The following is a 17493-nucleotide window of genomic DNA, read 5'->3' as shown; positions in this document are numbered from 1 at the left end:
CACCACCATGCACGCTTTTCTCGCTCTTTTGCGCAAGGACCTGATCCTGCACTTTTCCAACCGTCGCGCGGTCTTGATGAGTATTGCCGCGCCGATTTTGATCGCGGCCTTTTTCGGCAGCCTCTTCGGCGGCTCGGGCAACAAGCCCGCCCATGTGCCGGTGGCCATCACGGATCTGGACCGCAGCGCCTTGTCCCAAAAACTGGTGGCGGCGCTGCGCGCGGACCCCAGCTTGGCCCTCAGCGAATTGCCGGCCGATGAGGCCCAGGCGCAGGTCAGGGCCGGCAAGCTGCGCGCCGCGATTGAGCTGCCCGCCGGCTTTGCCGCGCAAGCTGGCCGCGCCATGTTCGGCGGCCAGCACAAGCCGGAGGTGGGCCTGGTCTACGACCCCTCGCAAGCCATGGCGCTGCCGCTGGTGCGTGGCCTGCTGACCCAGCATGCGATGGCCTTGGTGGCGCAGCAGACTTTTGGTGCCAACAGCCCGGTCCTCAAGGATGCGCGGTCCGAGGTGGCCGCCGACACGCAGATGCCCGCCGCCCAGCGCCAGGACTTGCTGCAGATGTTCGACAGCATCAGCCGCGTGCAGGCGCAAACCGCGACACCTTCGGCTTCAGCGCCGACATCCGCAGCATCCGCCGCTTCTGCCGCATTGACCGGGCCTAGCTTCAGCCCACCCTTCAGCACGCGTGAAACCGAGGCCAGCGCGCGGCCCGAGTTGCACTACAACAGCTATGCCCATTCCTTCGCCGGCATGGGGGTGCAGTTCATTTTGATGATGGGGGTGGACATCGGCGTGGGCTTGCTGCTGCTGCGCCGCCAAGGCCTGTGGCTGCGCCTGCGCGCAGCACCCTTGTCGCGAGCCACCTTGCTGGGCAGCCGCATGGCCAGCTGCGCGCTGATCGCCTTGCTGGTGTTCGCGGCCATTTATGCCGTGGCCATGGCCGCTTTTGGGGTGCGGGTGGAAGGCAGCTGGCTGGGTTTTGTGGCGGTGCTGCTGGCCTTCTCTGCGCTGACATCGAGCTTTGGCTTGTTGATTGCCGCGTTGGGCAAAACGCCCGAGGCCACGCGTGGGCTGGCGATTCTGGCCACCTTGCTGATGGTCATGCTCGGCGGCGCCTGGGTGCCGTCCTTCATCTTCCCGGAGTGGTTGCAAACCTTGTCGATGTTTGTGCCCACACGCTGGGCGGTGGATGGGCTGGACGCCATGACCTGGCGTGCCCAAGGCTTGCAGTCAGCCTTACTGCCGGTGGCGGTGATGCTGGGCTTCACGCTGCTGTTCGCGGCCCTGGCTTTGGCGCGTTTCAAATGGGAAGAGTGATGGGCTTCGGTCACGACTTGGCCTATTGCGGCACAAAGTCACAGCAAGCGCAGATGCGCCCGCCAAACGTTACCTCGGCTTACATTCTGCTGGCTTTGGTCGCACTGCGGCCTGCTTGGCCTGACTAGAGTTCCGACCTCGGCGCTGCCTTTTGTTTTTGGCGCCGTGTGTGGGAGCGCAATGAGAGTCGAATTTGATCCGCTGGCCCTGAGCCAGTCGCCGCTGCAGCAGCAGCCGCTGATGCCGCAAGCCCGGCCGCGCTGGGCCATGGCCAGCTTGCTGATGTCAGTGTCCCTGGCTGTAGCAGGACTGACGGCCTGCGGTGGCGGTGCCGGTGGCAGCAGTAGCAGTGCAGGCGACCCCGGCGCCACGCCCAATGCGGGTACCTCCACTCCTGAGCCCGCACCCGCCAAGCCCAGCCGTGACGAGGCGCGCCGCTTTCTGCTGCAAGCCAGCTTCGGCCCCACCGAGGCCAGCATCAAGGCGGTGATGGATCAGGGCTACGCGGCCTGGATCGATCAACAACTGGCCCTGCCCGCCAGCTCACACCGCGCCAACTGGGAAGCCTCAGACGCCAGCCTCAAGGCCGCCAAGGCGACGGCCAGCGCCGGTACGGGCGAGGTGCTGGATTCGTTTTACAAAGCGGCCATCAGCGGCGAAGACCAGCTGCGTCAGCGAATGGCCTATGCCTTGTCGCAGATCTTTGTGATCTCGCTGGCGCAGGGCGCGGTGGGCGACCAGCCGCGCGGCGCCGCCAGCTATCTGGACATGTTGGCCGCGCAAGGCCTGGGCAGCTATCGCAATCTGCTGGAGCAGGTGGCGCGCCATCCCATGATGGGCTTGTACCTCTCGCATCTGAAAAACCAGAAAGAAGACCCCGCCACCGGCCGCGTTGCGGATGAGAACTTCGCCCGCGAGGTGATGCAGCTGTTCTCCATCGGCCTGGTCGCGCTCAACCCCGATGGCAGCGCCAAACTGGCTGCTGGTGTGAGCACACCCACCTACGGCCCCGACGACATCGCCGGCATGGCCAAGGTCTTCACCGGCTGGAGCTGGGACGGCCCCGACACCGACAACGGCCGCTTCTTCGGCTGGTGCCCGAGCTTCTGCTCGGCAGACCGCGCCATCATGCCGATGCAGGGCTATGGCCAATACCACTCGCTGGCCGAGAAGCGCTTTCTCGGCCAGGTGCTGCCAGCGCAAACCCGGGCTGACCCGAACGCGAGCCTCAAGCTGGCGCTCGACACCCTGGCCAGCCACCCCAATGTGGGTCCCTTCATTGGCCGCCAGCTGATTCAACGCCTGGTCACCAGCCACCCCAGCCCGGCCTATGTGGCGCGGGTCAGCGCGGCCTTTGGTGCCAGCGGCGATATGCGCGCCATGCTCAAGGCGGTGCTGCTGGATCCCGAGGCGCGCAACACGCCTGCCGCTGATGCGAACAGTTATGGCAAGCTGCGCGAACCGGTGCTGCGCCTGACCCAAGCCCTGCGCGCCCTGGGCGCCAGCAGCGATTCGGGCGCCTGGCTGATCCGCAGCACCGACGACCCCGGCTCGCAGCTGGGCCAGTCGCCGTTGCGTTCGCCCTCGGTGTTCAATTTCTATCGCCCCGGCTATGTGGCGGCAGGCAGTGAAACCGGCGCCGCCCAACTCACCATGCCCGAGCTGGCGCTGGTGAATGAGACCTCGGTGGCCGGCTACTCGGTCTATATGCGCAACGGCCTGGGCAATGGCTTCGGCATGTCCGGGCCCGACTGGAAGGCTGCGCGCCCCGATGTTCAGCTGGACCTGAGCGCCGAGATCGCCCTGGCCGACAAGCCCACCGAGCTGGTGGGCGCTGTGGTCAGCAAACTGCTGGGGGCGCGCAGCAATGCCACCCTGCAGGCCGAGATCGTGGCGGCAGTGGAAAGCGTCAAGCTCGACGCCCTGAAGGCCGACGCCAGCAACCAGAAAACAGTCGACGAGCAGCGCCGCAACCGCGCTCGCATGGCGGTCTATCTGAGCTTGATGGCTCCCGAATACCTGGTGCAGAAATAAATCATGAGCCAAGCCACTTTCCACTCCGCGGCCTCGCGCCGTGCCTTTCTGCGCCAAGCCTCAGCCTTCGCCGGCCTGGGCGTGGCCGCCCCGCTGGGCTTGAATCTGGCCGCCATGGGCAGTGCCAGTGCCCAAACGGCCGGTGACTACAAAGCCATCGTCTGCCTGTTCATGAACGGCGGCAACGATGGCCTGAACATGGTCTTGCCCACCGATGCCGACAGCTGGGCCGCCTACACCGCCACCCGCAACCAGGCGCCGGACTCCATCGCGCTGCTGGCGCCAGGGGCGCCGCCCACAGCGAGCGCAGCGGCCGGCTCACCGACGCGCTTGGGCGGGGTCTTGCCGATCAGCCCGATCTCGAGCCAGGGCCGCACATTTGCCCTGCACCCCAGCATGGCGGCGGCGCGTGATCTCTTCGCCGCGGGCCGCCTGGCGGTCTTGCCCAATATCGGCACCCTGGTCAAACCCACCAGCAAGGCTGATTTGAAGCTGGTCAGCTTCCCGCGGCCGGCCGCGCTGTTCTCGCACAACGACCAGCAATCCACCTGGCAAGCCCTCAGCCCCGAGGGCGCTTCGCTGGGCTGGGGCGGGCGTATTGCCGACATGCTGTTAGCCAATAACAGCCAGCCCATCTTCAGCGCCGTCTCGGCTGGCGGCAACGCCGTGTTCCTGACCGGGCGCCAGGTCTTGCCTTATCAAATCGGCAGCCGCGGCGCGGTACGGGTGGGTGGCAGCGGCAGCAGCCTGTTCGGCTCCACCACGGCGACCGAGCGCTTGCGCAATGTGATGCGCGGCGGCCGTAGCACTGACCTGATCGGCCGCGACCATGCCGCCGTGGTGGCCCGTGCGCTCAGCGCCGAAAGCCTGATCGTGCCGGCCTTGCCCGACATCGTTCCCGCGCCCTATGGCTCCGGCGGCCTGGTGGCTGGCGCGGCTGACCCGCTGCTGCAGTACGACAACCCGCTCACCGGCGCCAAAGCCAATAACTCGCTGGCTCAGCAGCTGCAGGTGGTGGCGCGCACCATCGGCGCGCGCGGCAGCCTGGGCGTGGGGCGGCAGGTGTTCTTTGTCAGCATCGGTGGCTTTGACACCCATGATGACCAGAACCGCGCCCATGCCGATTTGATGGCCAAGCTGTCGCACGCGCTGAGCTATTTCGACGCCACCCTGGGCGCCATGGGCATGCGCAATCAAGTCACCACCTTCACTGCCAGCGACTTCGGCCGCAGCTTCACCAGCAATGGCGATGGCACCGACCACGGCTGGGGCAGCCATCATCTGGTGATGGGCGGCGCGGTGCGCGGGCGCGAGTTCTACGGCAAGTTCCCGCAGCTGGGCTTGAAGAACGCGGGCAATAACCAGTTCGATAGCAGCCCCTCCCAGCTCGCCAACGGCGTGCTGCTGCCCGAAACCTCGGTGGAACAGCTGGGCGCCACGCTGGGCCGCTGGATGGGCGTGTCAGACGGCGGCTTGGCCGACATCTTCCCGAACTTGAAGAACTTTGATGCCAGCGTGCGCGACTTGAAGTTCTTCGGCTGACGGCTTGTTGTTGGCTGAGCGGTGAGCTGAGCAGGCTTGCTCGCTGCTCAGCTCACATTACGCCATCTCAACTCAGGCCTGATCCAGCACCCGCAGAATCTCTGCCCCGTAGGCTTCGAGCTTTTTCGCACCCACGCCGCTGATGCCGGCCAGCTCATCGAGCGTGCCGGGCCGGCGCCGGGCCATCTCGGCCAGGGTCACGTTCTGGAAGATCACATAGGCCGGCAGGCTGTGTTCCTTGGCCACCTCGGCGCGCCAGGCCTTGAGCTGCTCGAACGCGGCCTGCGCCTGTTCGTCCATATCGCCCAGATCACGCGCTGCACTGCTGCTGCCGCCTGGCTTCTTGCCACTGCCCGAACTTTGCTTGCCGCGTTTGCTGGCCACCGAGGGCACGCGCAGAAGCAGTTGCACCTCGCCCTTCAGCACCGAGCGGGCCGAGTCCGCCAGCACCAGGGTCATGTACTCGCCCTCGGTCTGCACATGGCCCAGGGCGATCAGCTGGCGCAGCACGGCGCGCCACTGCGTTTCGGGCAGGTCGGCGCCCACGCCCCAGGTGCTCAGGGTCTGGTGGCCGTATTGCGTCACCTTGTCGGTGACCTTGCCGCGCAGCACATCGATCAAATGCCCGGCACCAAAGCGCTGGCCGCCGTTCTGGTGAAAGCGGTAGATGCAGCTGAGCAGTTTGCGGGCGGCCTCGGTGCCGTCCCAGGTGGCGGGAGGGAACAAGCAGTTGTCACAGTTTCCGCAGGCCGAGCTGGCCTCGCCGAAATAGCCTAACAAGCGAACCCGACGGCAATCGGTCGCCTCGGCCAGGGCCAGCAAGGCATCGAGCTTGCCGCGCTGGCCTTTCTTGAATTCTTCCTCGGCCGGGCTTTCGTCAATCATGCGGCGTTGGTTCACCACATCGGCCAGGCCATAAGCCATCCAGGCGTCGGCGGGGGCACCGTCGCGGCCGGCGCGGCCGGTTTCCTGGTAATAGCTCTCGATGTTTTTGGGCAGGTCCAGGTGGGCGACGAAGCGCACATCGGGTTTGTCGATGCCCATGCCGAAGGCGATGGTGGCCACCATCACCACACTGTCTTCGCGCAAGAAGCGGTCTTGATGCTTTTGGCGCAGGGCCGCGTCAAGGCCGGCATGGTAGGGCAGGGCCTTGATGCCCTCGGCCACCAGCCAGTCGGCGGTTTCTTCCACCTTTTTGCGGCTTTGGCAGTACACCACGCCGGCATCGTCCTCATGCTCGTCGCGGATCAGGCGCAGCAGCTGCTCGCGCGGCTTGTCCTTTTCGACAATCGTGTAGCGGATATTGGGCCGGTCGAAAGAGGAGATGAAGACGCGTGCCTCTTCCAAGCGCAGGCGGCTGATGATGTCGGCGCGGGTCAGGTCGTCGGCGGTGGCGGTCAGCGCGATGCGCGGCACGTTCGGAAAACGCTCGTGCAGCAGGCTCAGCGCCAGGTACTCGCTGCGGAAGTCATGCCCCCACTGGCTGACGCAATGCGCTTCGTCGATGGCGAACAGGCTCAGCAGGCCGCGCTCGTACAGCGAATCCAGCTGGGCCAGAAAGCGCGGGTTGGTGATGCGCTCAGGTGCGGCGTAAAGCATCACCAGGCGGCCACTCATCATCTCGCGCTCGACATGGGCGGCTTGTTCGCCGCTCAGCGTTGAGTTCAAAAAGGCCGCATGCACGCCGGCTTCTTCCAGCGCGCCCACCTGGTCATGCATCAGCGCGATCAGGGGGCTCACCACCACCGTGACGCCCTGGCCCGCGCGGTGGCGGGCAATTGCCGGGATCTGGTAGCACAGGCTTTTGCCGCCGCCCGTGGGCATCAGCACCAGCGCGTCACCGCTGTCGCCCACATGCTGGATGATGGCTTCTTGCGCGCCGCGGAAGGCGCCGTAGCCAAACACCTCTTGCAGGATGTTCAACAGGACGGGATGATGGTTTGGCTGGCTCATGGTGGCCCGCATTGTCGAGGAGAACCACTTTGGACGAAAAAAGCCAGGCCTTGCGCGCGAAGCTGATCCGCAATCATCTCGACTTGCCGCGAGAACGCTTTGTGCGCCCGCCGCGCTACGACAGCATGATTGGCGCCCTCTCCGACGGCACGCTGGCGCGCAAACTGGGCTGTGGCGTCGACACCGTGGCGCCTGGCCAGCAAAGCTGCCCCTATCACTTTCACCACACGCAAGAAGAGATGTTTGTCGTGCTGGCGGGCGAGGGCACGCTGCGGGTGGCCGGTGAGATGCTGCCGATCAAGACGGGCGATGTGATTTTTATTCCCTGCGGGCCGGACTATCCGCATCAAATCCTCAATACCTCGAACGCGCCGCTGAGCTATTTGTCCATCAGCACCCAGGAGCGCCCCGAGGTTTGCGAGTACCCTGACTCCGGCAAGATCGGCGTTTTCGCCGCCCGGGGCCGCAGCTTTGTGCAGCGCCCGGAGAACGGGCTGGACTATTGGGAGGGCGAGCCCTAATCTGGCCTTGTGGCTGGGGCGGCATAATCCGCCCTTTGGTTTTCTCCTTCTCTGCGGAGCGCACGCATCATGGCCTCGGTCAATAAAGTCATTCTCATCGGCAATCTGGGGCGCGACCCCGAGTTGCGCTACAACCCCAGCGGCGTTGCCTTCTGCACCATCAGCCTGGCGACCACCCGCAACTGGAAGAACCGCGAGTCCGGCGAGAAGCAGGAAGAGACCGAATGGCACCGTGTCGTGTTCAACGACAAGCTGGCCGAAATCGTCGGCCAGTACTGCAAGAAGGGCAAGCCGCTCTACGTTGAAGGCCGTCTGCGCACCCGCAAGTGGCAAGACAAGGAAGGCCGCGACACCTACACCACCGAAATCATCGCCGACCAGATGCAATTGCTGGGCGGCCGTGACAGCGGTGGCGACGAAGGCGGCGGTGGCGGTGGTGGCTACGGCGCCCGTGGTGGTGCCGGTGGCGGCAGCAGCTACGGTGGTGGCGACGACTACGGCGACCAACCCGCCGCTCGCGCCCCGGCAGCCCGCCCGGCAGCAGCCCCTCGCGCCCCTGCTCCGCGCGCCCCTGCGCCAGCACCGCGTGCGGCGACGGGTTTTGACGATATGGATGACGATATTCCGTTCTAAGACACACCTACCAGTAGAGCGTCAATATCAGGCCCGCAGCCCAATGGCTGCGGGCCTTTTTCATTGTTTACATCGCATCTCTTGTTCTGTGTCGGGGTTGGGTATCGCCTACCCCCAAGGTGCGTAAGCAACAGAACCCATACCGGATTCGCTTGCTCGTTCTTGCTTTAGGCGAGAGCTTTTCGTTCTAGGCTGATTGCTGTCAGTGAAAACCATAGCCCTGGATGACCGGATTCATCCAACTTCCCGGCCTTCGCCGACCGACGGGATCCACCACTTGAGCTTGCGAGCCGATCAAGCGGATTGCGTACCAAGCCGCAGGACGTGCGCGTAGATTACGGTGACGCTTAAGTACACGTGACCAAGCAAGTCGAGGACAAGCATGTAGGCCCTGTGGTCCAGGGGCATGAGGCCAAGATCCGCAGTGGCAAGCAAACCGCCAAACTGCCTTTCAGCAGGGAGAACAAGGCGTGAGGGATGGGCGGGCTGGGGCGACCTGGCCCCTAAAATGACGTTGCAAACAGCAAGCTGATGGTCACGCAACAGAAGAACAAGCGAAGAGGTGCCGGGAGGTCGGCAAAGAAGACGCCGCCCGAGGCAGGCGCTGTAGAGTCGCGCGGCAAGCCCAAGCGCGTGAGCAGCCCCAAGTCGTCAGGCAACAGAGGCGTTGCCTTCGAGCATCGTGTGCAGGCGACGCGGCTCCTGGCCATGTGCCTGGGAATGCCGTGCCTGGGCGTGCCCGACGGTTTCAGCATCATCAAGTTGCTGTTTCAGGGGCGCAGGGAAGGCCACAACACGGATGACCTGGTGCTCACCGTTGCCGCGCCGACGGGTGAGATCGGTACGGTGCGTATGCAGATGAAGAGCGAGCTTGCGCCGACAGCCAAGAACAAGGTCTTCGAGGAAGCTGTGGGCTTGGCCTGGCTCGACTTCATCAGCCCGGTTTTCGTGCGCGACCTCGATCTGAACGTAATCGTGCATGACACCCGCTGCGGCAGCCGTATGACACCAGCGGCCGAGGTCGCTCGCTGGGCCTTCAGCTCGAGCAATGCCGCTGGTTGGTATGACCGGGTGCATGCTGCGCAGTTCAGCAACGAAGCCAACCGTACCGCATACGCGGCCATCAAGGCAGCGGCGGAGCTCTATCACGGCGGGCCGATCACGCTGGACGAACTTCATCAGTTCGTCGTGCACCTGAAGTTCGCGCAGCACGACCTCGACTCCGACGGCACCGCCGAAGTCATGGCCCAGAAGCAGTTCCTTTTTCAGGCGGGTGTTCCCTTGGAGCAGCTTGCAGGCTACTGGGCGCATCTGGTGCAGGTTTGCGTTGCGCTCAACGGTGACGGTGGCGACGTGGACCTGACGAGCGTTGCCCGCCACATCGGTACCCAGCTCAATGAGCTCTTCCAGACGGATCGGATGAGGCGTCAGCAACTGGCTGCACCTCATGTCCGTGTGGCGGCGCCGACCACGGGCGGACCGTTGCTCGCCTTCGTGCCGGCCACATCGGTCTTGCAGGCAGTGGCGCCGGCCCCGGCGGCGGCGCCCCCGGTGGATGTCGATGCAGCGCCGGCGACGCGGGCCAGCTCCCCGAACAAGATCGTCTCCAGGCAGCTGGACGCCATCAACGAATTGCGCAAGGCCAATAGGTTCACTGACGGCCTCGAGCAGCTTGCGGTCCTTGAACAGGACCTGGCTGATTTTGACGATCACCAGCGGGCACTTTGGTACTGGCTGCGCGGCATCTGCCGCTGGCATCAGAAAGATGACATCGAGGCGGCCGCGACCGATCTGGTGACGGCGGCCGACCTTGTGGATGACGAGGACAAAATCGCAGCCGGCCGCATCCAGGCCCACATCCTCAGAGGCGAAACGCAGAACGCCGCTGCGGTGGCGGACGCCGCGCGGGCAAAGTTTCCGCAGTCGCTGGCGGTGTGGGCTGCCGCCTGCAACGCGCGCATGTTGCTCGGCCAGGTCTTCAGCGCGGCCGACATCCCGGCCGAACACATGGACAAGACTGCGGCGTGGCAGGTCATCGCTGCGTCCCAGGAGCGAGCCGGCGATCTGGTGGGCGCGTTTGAAAGCGCCAGGGTGTCGTTGACCAAGGCGGATGTCTCCTTTTTCAGTCGGGAAGGGCTGCTGCGCTATGCACTTCAGCAGGCCTCACGCGACGGGCTGACCCTCGGCTTTCGGATGCCAGACGGCCCGGACCGCGAACGGCTGATCGAGGCCATTGCTGCCTTCGCTGACCGGCCGAAGACGCTGTGGCGCGTCCAGAGCCAGACGGCGTTGGAGGCGGCGGTCACCCATCTCGGCTACGCCTTGCTTCTGACCGGCAACGCGCAGGAGGCCGCGGCACTGATCGACGAGGCCCGTTCGCATGGCGTCACGTCGACCTCTATCCACCGCGTGGAGATCGAGTCCCTTCGCGACCTTGGACGGTCGGCAGAGCTGCTCGACCGTTTCGAGCCCCTGCTGCCGCAGCTTGGCGAGGACGCATTGGTGTCCTATGCACAGGTCGCGGTGGAGGCCAGGGATTTCGGCAGGGTCGACGCGGCCGTGGCCCAAGGCGCCACCCGCATTGATACGCCGGGCCACGAGCGGCTGCAGCACACCCTGCGCATGGTTCGCTGGGAAGGCATGCTGGCCCAGAAGGAGCATGAAACGCTTCTCGACGAGGTGAAGGCGGCCGACATCACGGCCGCATCTGCATCGATTCCGGACCTTATGTTCGCGGTGCGTGCCCAGCGCAAGTCGGACGGTGATGCCACCCTGCGCGAAGCGCTGCTCGACCGGATCGAGGAACTCGCCACTGCGACCGAAGACCGTCCAGAGGCCTACATGGGCGCGAAGGTCCTCTTCCACAACGGGCGGCTTGCCGCCGCCGCGCTCATCTACGCGCGCATCCTGCCATCGTCCGCGTTCAGCGAATTGCATACCGAGCTGCTGTACGCCTACCTACGCACAGGCCAACGCGCCAAGGCACGAGAGATGCTGCAGGCGTTGCCCGCCGAGTGGAAACAGGATCGCGACGCTCGCCACATGGCACTGGAGCTTGCTCAGATCGCCGGCGATTGGGCAGAGGTAACTGCATTGGCGGAGTTCGAGGTCGCGCTGCAGCCGCAAGAGCCAACGGGCTGGTTACTGCGCATCCTCGCCGCAGTTAACACGGATCGCCCGGATATCGAAGAGCTAGTGAAGCAGGTGCCGGAGGAACTGACGGCTTCCCTGCAGGATGTCGGTCGCCTGGCCAGCGCCGAGATGCGCTTCGGTCATGCCGCCAAGGGCATGCGCCGCTTGTATCGAGCACGGCGTGAACATATGGGTGAAGTGGAGGCTGCGGCGCTGCACCTCACCGCCATCTTTGTGGCTGAGAAGAACCTACCTGAAAGGGATCCGGTGCCTGAAGTCGTTGGCCCAGGTACAGCGGTGGTGCTGCAGGACATCACCACCGGCGAGCTGCGCCGGGTCACCTTCGACCCCGCCGATGTTGCCCGATTGCCGGCGACGGAAGAGTTCGTACCGCCCGACGATCCGCTGGCTAAGTGGCTCTTTGGCCTGCGGGTGGATGACGCCCTACCCATCGACCAGAGTTTTTCCGAGCCGACGATCTACAGGATCACGGGGCTGCAGTCTGCCTATCACCGGTTGGTGGAGACTTCGCTCGCCGCCATCCACAGTTCGATCACGCCGGCCAAGCACCTTCAAACGCTCACGTTGCCGCAGTTGGCCGACGGCACACCTGACCTGAACCAGCTTCGCCAAAAGCTAGAGCGTCAAGACGCGGCGATGGCGAAGACCCTAGACCTGTACGCGCAGCATCCGGCGCCCTTGGGCATGATCGCCAAAAGGCTCAACCGTGATGTTATGGACGTGGTGCGCGGATGGCCTTCCACGGGCCCGAAGTTAGACATTGGCCTGCCAACCGAAGAGGCGGTCGCGCTGCTGGACAGCGGCAAGCCTTGCGTTCTTGACGTCGCCTTGCTGACCGAGCTCGCCCAGCTCGACCTGCTGCATCTGCTGGCGCACCTGCCAGGCGCCATGGTTTCATCGAGCACTTACACCGCCATCGCGGCCAACCTCGAGCAAGAAAGCGTGATGCATCGCGCCGGCACGATGTTCGTTAGAGACGGCCAGATCGGCTTCCACGAAAACACGGAGGCCGACCTAGCGGCGGAGCGCAAGTTCCTCAAGGACATTCTGGCTGCCATCAGAACGCATTGCTCAGTGCTGCCCGCCTACGGGCCGGACACAGTCGACCCATCGCTGGATCGCATCCGGCAGGTGCTCAGCACGGAGGAGTACGCCAACCTGCTGCTGTGCTTGGAGCGTGACGCGGCTTTGTTGTCCCTGGATGTCCGTATTCGCGCCGTTGTTGTGAACCATGACGTGAAGTCGGCAGGTCCGCAGGATTTGATGCGCCACATGCTGGGGCGCGGCGTGTTGAGCCCGCGCGACTACTCTGTCGCAGTGCTCAGCCTGATGATGCGACGCCGCACCTTCGTCTCCCTGAACGAGGCCGACCTGGCCTTCCTGATGTACCAGGGCAACCGCTGGCTCACGCCTGGCATCAATGCCTTGCGCGAATACCTCATCGATCCGCTGTTGAACTTCGGCACCGCAGCTCCGGTGATCGTGCGTTTCATCGGCGGCATCTACAACGACGGCAACTGCGACTTCGGCGTCGCGCTCGAACTGACGGAGTATTTGGTCGAAGCATTGCTGCGTCATCCGGCGTGTCCGCGCGACTGGGCCTTGGATGTCACCCGTGTGCTTCAGCGTGATATGAACCTGGACAACGGGTTGGAGCGGCAGCTCGTTGCGGAAGCTGTGCGCCGCGCGAAGGGACCTACCAGCCAGAAGATGCAGCCAGTGACCGTTCGCGCCACCGTTGTCCATTGCATGGTCACGCCCTGGCTTCGAACCGGCCCATGGATATTCCGTGATGAGGCACCAGCTTCGAGTCGTAAATCAACGAGCGTTTTAGGTGGACTGGCACCAGCTGTCGAATCGTCTGGCACGTCGACCCACGAACCCCGACCGCAGACGCCGGAACTCTAGACGCCAGCTGCCTGTACGCTTGATGCAGACAGGTGCCATTGCGTTTGATTGATGGGCGCAGCGTTGCTTCAGTCGGGCGTGCTCAAATTCCAGGGCAGTCTTGCTGGATCAGCAGGCGCGCTTCAAGATGTCGCTGGATTGGCGGCCGGACAAGCCCAATCGACGCATGACCATCGCGGGGGCTTTTGCTTTGGTGGAACGCCTTGCGCGAGCATAAGGTGCGGTTACAGCTAGGCCCGGCGCGTGTCGGCTGGACCGATCGCCCAACTCACGATAGCGGTCACCCGGCGTCCGTGATGCTAGGACCGTGATCGCTGCAAAGCCGTCGGCCTCTTTAGTTTTGTCGGCTATGCAGCAGGTTGTTGCGAGCGCTGCTTTCTTCGTCACGAACGGATGTTGACACTCCAAAGGTCAGCTTTCCCGGTCTAAACCGAACCGACAGCAGCCCTGTCAACATCAGGCCCGTGGCCCAAAGGCGACGGGCCTTTTTCATGGCCGGTGGCGCTCACGCGGCTACAGTGGTCAGCCCTGTAGCTCAGCCGGGCCAATGCCCGGGCCCGCCCTGCCATGACTAGCGCCGCTTCCTCGTCCTGCGTCCCTCCAGTCGGCCGCTGGCAATTCTGGATCGACCGGGGCGGCACCTTCACCGATCTGGTGGGGCGTGCGCCGGGCGGTGAATTGCATACGCTCAAGCTGCTGTCGGAGAACCCCGAGCAGTACCGCGATGCGGCGGTGGAGGGCATGCGCCGCTTGCTGGGTTTGCAGGCCGGGGAGCTGATCACGCCCGAGCGAGTGGAGTGCGTGAAGATGGGCACCACGGTGGCCACCAATGCCTTGCTGGAGCGCAAGGGCGAACCCACCTTGCTGGTGACGACGCGGGGTTTCCGCGATGCGCTGCGCATAGCCACCCAGGCGCGGCCCAAGCTGTTTGAACGCCACATCGTGCTGCCCGAGCTGCTGTACAGCCGTGTGATCGAGGCGCAAGAGCGCCTGGGCGCGGCGGGCGAGTTGGTGACGCCGCTGGACGAGGCCGCCTTGCGTGCTGAGCTGCAAGCGGCGTTTGATGCCGGCCTGCGCGCCTGCGCCATCGTCTTCATGCATGCCTACCGCTTCCCGGCGCATGAGTTGCGGGCCGAGGCCTTGGCGCGGCAGATCGGCTTCACGCAGATTTCGGTTTCGCACCGGGTAAGCCCTTTGATGAAGCTGGTGCCGCGCGGCGACACCACGGTGGTGGACGCCTACCTGTCGCCCATCCTGCGCCGCTATGTGGAGCAGGTGGCGGCGCAAATGCCCGGTGTGCCGCTGTTCTTCATGCAAAGCTCAGGTGGCTTGACCGAGGCCAGCCGCTTCCAGGGCAAGGACGCGATTTTGTCCGGCCCAGCCGGCGGCATTGTCGGCATGGTGCGCACCGCGCAATTGGCGGGTTATGACAAGGTGATCGGCTTCGATATGGGCGGCACCTCCACCGATGTCAGCCACTTCGCGGCCGACCCCGCCGCGCCACCCGGCGCCAGCCCCAGCTACGAGCGCGCTTTCGACACCGAGGTGGCGGGCGTGCGCATGCGGGCGCCGATGATGAGCATCCACACCGTTGCGGCGGGTGGCGGCTCCATCGTGCGCTTTGACGGGGCGCGCCTGCGCGTGGGGCCGGAGTCCGCCGGTGCCAAGCCCGGCCCGGCTTGCTACCGGCGCGGTGGGCCGCTCACCACCACCGATGCTAATGTGCTGCTGGGGCGAATCCAGCCCGAGTTCTTCCCGCATCTGTTCGGGCCGCAGGGCGATCAGCCCTTGGACCTAGCCGCCGCGCAGGCCGGTTTTGCCGAGCTGGCGCAGCGCATGACTGCGGCGGCAGCCAAGCCCATCAGCGCGGAAGAAGTGGCCAGCGGCGCTTTGCAGATTGCCGTGGGCAGCATGGCCGATGCGATCAAGAAGATTTCGGTGGCGCGTGGTTACGACGTGACTCAGTACACCTTGCAGTCCTTCGGTGGTGCCGGCGGCCAGGCGGCTTGCCGGGTGGCCGATGCGCTGGGCGTCAGCCGTGTCTTGGCGCATCCGCTGGCCGGTGTGTTGAGTGCCTACGGCATGGGCCTGGCCGATCAGCTGGCCTTGCGCGAGGCCTCGCTGGAGTTGGCGCTGGACGCGCCGGGCCTGCGCGCCGCGCGGGCCTTGGGCCAGCAACTGGTGGCCGCTGCTGCCGCCGAGCTGCAAGCGCAAGGCATTGCCGCCAGCGCCTTGCAAAGCCAGGTCCGGCTGCAAGTGCGCTACCAGGGTACCGACACGGCGTTGGCCTGCGCGCTGCCGCCCGGGCCGGCGCAGGCTGATACAGGCGACGATGGTGATGCCGATGCCCTGGTGCAAATCCGCGCTACTTTTGAGCAGGCCTATGCCCAGCGCTTTGCCTTCTTGATGGCCGGGCGGGCGCTGGTGATTGAAGCGGTGGCGGTGGAATGTGTGGCCGCCGGTGCATCGGTGGTCGGCGCGCCGGATGATTCGGCCTCATTGCCGCCGAGCGAGCATCAGCCTGAGCCCTGAGCCCAGCGCCCAGCTGCGCATGTATTGCCCGGCCGATGATGCCGGGACGGCGGGCTGGCGCGCCGCCGCGCTCTACCGGCGCGAGCTGCTGCAGCCGGGCGCCTGCATCGCCGGCCCGGCCATCCTGGCCGAGCGCAATGCCACCACGGTGGTGGACCCCGGCTGGCAGGCGCGGCTTAAGGCCGATGGCTGTATCGAGCTGCTGCGCGTTTTGCCGCGCCCCAGCCGCCATGCCCTGGGCACGCAGGTGGACCCGGTGCTGCTGGAGGTCTTCAACAACCTGTTCATGAATATCGCCGAGCAGATGGGGCTGCGCCTGCAGAACACCGCTTACTCGGTCAATATCAAGGAGCGGCTGGACTTCTCTTGCGCGCTCTTCAATGCCGAGGGCGAGCTGATTGCCAATGCCCCGCATATGCCGGTGCATCTGGGCTCGATGAGCGAGTCCATCCGCAGCGTGATCGAGCGCAACCCGCAGATGCAGGCGGGCGATGTTTATGTGCTCAACGACCCCTATCACGGCGGCACCCATTTGCCGGACATCACGGTGGTCACGCCGGTGTTCCTGGCGCAGCGCGAGCGGCCTGATTTCTACGTCGCCTCGCGCGGCCACCATGCCGATATCGGCGGCATCAGCCCCGGCTCGATGCCGCCGTTTTCGCGCCGCATTGATGAAGAAGGCGTGCTGATCGACAACTTCAAGCTGGTGGCGGCTGGGGTTTTGCGGGAAGCGGAGATGCTGGCGCTGTTGGCCAGCGGCAGCCACCCGGCCCATATCCCTGCTCGAAACCCCGCCCAAAACATGGCCGATCTGCGGGCCCAGATCGCCGCTAACGAGAAGGGCGCGCAAGACCTCAAGGCCATGGTGGCGCAGTACGGCCAGGCCACCGTGGCCGCCTATATGCAGCATGTGCAAGACAATGCCGAGGCCTCGGTGCGCCGCGCCATTGGCTCGCTCAAGGACGGCAGCTTCTGCCTGGCCCTGGACAACGGCGCGCAGATCCAGGTGGCGCTGCGGGTCGACGCGCGGGCGCGCAGCGCGGTGATCGACTTCACCGGCACCAGCCCCCAGCAGTTAACGAACAACTTCAACGCACCCAAGGCCATCACCATGGCGGCGGTGCTTTATGTGTTCCGCACCCTGGTGGACGACCAGATTCCGCTTAACGCCGGCTGCCTCAAGCCCCTGCAAGTGATCGTGCCGCCGGGTTGCATGTTGAACCCGAACCCGCCCGCTGCCGTGGTGGCCGGCAATGTGGAAACCTCTTCGTGCGTCACCAACGCGCTGTATGGCGCTTTGGGCGTGATGGCGGCCAGCCAATGCACCATGAATAACTTCACCTTTGGTGACGCCACCCATCAGTATTACGAAACCATCTCGGGGGGCTCTGGCGCAGGCTGGGTCAGCAGCGCCGCCCAAGCTGGTCAAGAGGGCGGCCCGCAGGGCTTTGCCGGCACCAGCGTCGTGCAAACCCATATGACCAACTCACGCCTCACCGACCCCGAGGTGCTGGAGTTCCGCTTCCCGGTGCGGCTGGAGTCTTACGAGATCGTCCCCGGCACCGGCGGGGCCGGGCGCTGGCCGGGTGGCAATGGCGGCCTGCGCCGGGTGCGTTTCTTGGCGCCCATGACGGCCTCCATCCTCAGCAACGGCCGCTTGGCAGGTGCATTCGGCATTGCCGGCGGCGCGGCTGGCAGCGTTGGCGCCAACTGGGTGGAGCGGGGTGACGGCAGCATCGAGCCCCTGGGCCACCTCGGCCAAGTGGCGATGCAGCCGGGCGATGTGTTTGCGATTCAGACGCCGGGTGGCGGCGGCTGCGGTTCGGTTGAACAGCCAGTCTGATTCAGGCCACCTACCCAGCTCGGGGGGGTGCTGAATAGCCTGCGCTGAATTGTCAT

The 17493-nt window shown here is 65.2% G+C and carries 7 protein-coding genes and 1 pseudogene; 7 read left to right on the top strand and 1 reads right to left on the bottom strand.

What is annotated here, in order from left to right; all coding sequences use genetic code 11:
* Positions 1-7: 7 nt before the first annotated feature.
* The 3 genes from AT984_RS17260 to AT984_RS17250 all read left to right on the top strand — a co-directional run bounded on the left by AT984_RS17260 (position 8) and on the right by AT984_RS17250 (position 4894).
* Positions 8-1318, top strand: a complete 1311-nt coding sequence (locus tag AT984_RS17260) for an ABC transporter permease (RefSeq protein ID WP_058721162.1) — start codon at positions 8-10, stop codon at positions 1316-1318.
* Between the two features lie 180 nt (positions 1319-1498).
* Positions 1499-3352: a DUF1800 domain-containing protein gene (locus AT984_RS17255; RefSeq protein WP_231741453.1), complete on the top strand. Its 1854-nt coding sequence runs from the start codon at positions 1499-1501 to the stop codon at positions 3350-3352.
* A gap of 3 nt (positions 3353-3355) precedes the next feature.
* Positions 3356-4894: a DUF1501 domain-containing protein gene (locus tag AT984_RS17250; protein WP_058721161.1), complete on the top strand. Its 1539-nt coding sequence runs from the start codon at positions 3356-3358 to the stop codon at positions 4892-4894.
* A gap of 72 nt (positions 4895-4966) precedes the next feature.
* Here AT984_RS17250 and recQ read toward each other — a convergent pair whose 3' ends face one another.
* Positions 4967-6847: a DNA helicase RecQ gene (gene recQ, locus AT984_RS17245; RefSeq protein ID WP_058722416.1), complete on the bottom strand. Its 1881-nt coding sequence runs from the start codon at positions 6845-6847 to the stop codon at positions 4967-4969.
* A gap of 29 nt (positions 6848-6876) precedes the next feature.
* Here recQ and AT984_RS17240 point away from each other — a divergent pair, with 29 nt between their 5' ends.
* The 4 genes and pseudogenes from AT984_RS17240 (at position 6877) to AT984_RS17225 (ending at position 17437) form a co-directional block, all read left to right on the top strand.
* The gene (locus tag AT984_RS17240; RefSeq protein WP_058721160.1) at positions 6877-7368 is read left to right on the top strand and encodes a cupin domain-containing protein; all 492 of its coding nucleotides are present in this window, start codon (positions 6877-6879) and stop codon (positions 7366-7368) included.
* A gap of 69 nt (positions 7369-7437) precedes the next feature.
* Positions 7438-8001 carry a single-stranded DNA-binding protein gene (ssb, locus tag AT984_RS17235; protein ID WP_058721159.1) on the top strand — a complete coding sequence of 188 codons (564 nt, stop codon included), beginning with the start codon at positions 7438-7440 and terminating at the stop codon, positions 7999-8001.
* Positions 8002-8532: 531 nt separating this feature from the next.
* Complete coding sequence (locus AT984_RS17230) at positions 8533-13062, top strand: PIN domain-containing protein (RefSeq protein ID WP_058721158.1); 4530 nt, start codon at positions 8533-8535, stop codon at positions 13060-13062.
* Between the two features lie 567 nt (positions 13063-13629).
* Positions 13630-17437, top strand: a pseudogene (locus AT984_RS17225) (hydantoinase B/oxoprolinase family protein).
* The last annotated feature ends 56 nt before the right edge of the window (positions 17438-17493 follow it).

Source organism: Paucibacter sp. KCTC 42545 (genome assembly GCF_001477625.1).
GTDB lineage: Bacteria > Pseudomonadota > Gammaproteobacteria > Burkholderiales > Burkholderiaceae_C > Paucibacter_A.
Note: the sequence above shows the minus strand (reverse complement) of the source record. Positions and strands in the feature narration are given on the sequence as shown.

Coding starts and splice junctions, on each gene's coding strand:
- AT984_RS17260 (WP_058721162.1), top strand. CDS start 8: ATGCACGCTTTTCTCGCTCTTTTGCGCAAGGACCTGATCCTGCACTTT.
- AT984_RS17255 (WP_231741453.1), top strand. CDS start 1,499: ATGAGAGTCGAATTTGATCCGCTGGCCCTGAGCCAGTCGCCGCTGCAG.
- AT984_RS17250 (WP_058721161.1), top strand. CDS start 3,356: ATGAGCCAAGCCACTTTCCACTCCGCGGCCTCGCGCCGTGCCTTTCTG.
- recQ (WP_058722416.1), bottom strand. CDS start 6,847: ATGAGCCAGCCAAACCATCATCCCGTCCTGTTGAACATCCTGCAAGAG.
- ssb (WP_058721159.1), top strand. CDS start 7,438: ATGGCCTCGGTCAATAAAGTCATTCTCATCGGCAATCTGGGGCGCGAC.
- AT984_RS17230 (WP_058721158.1), top strand. CDS start 8,533: ATGGTCACGCAACAGAAGAACAAGCGAAGAGGTGCCGGGAGGTCGGCA.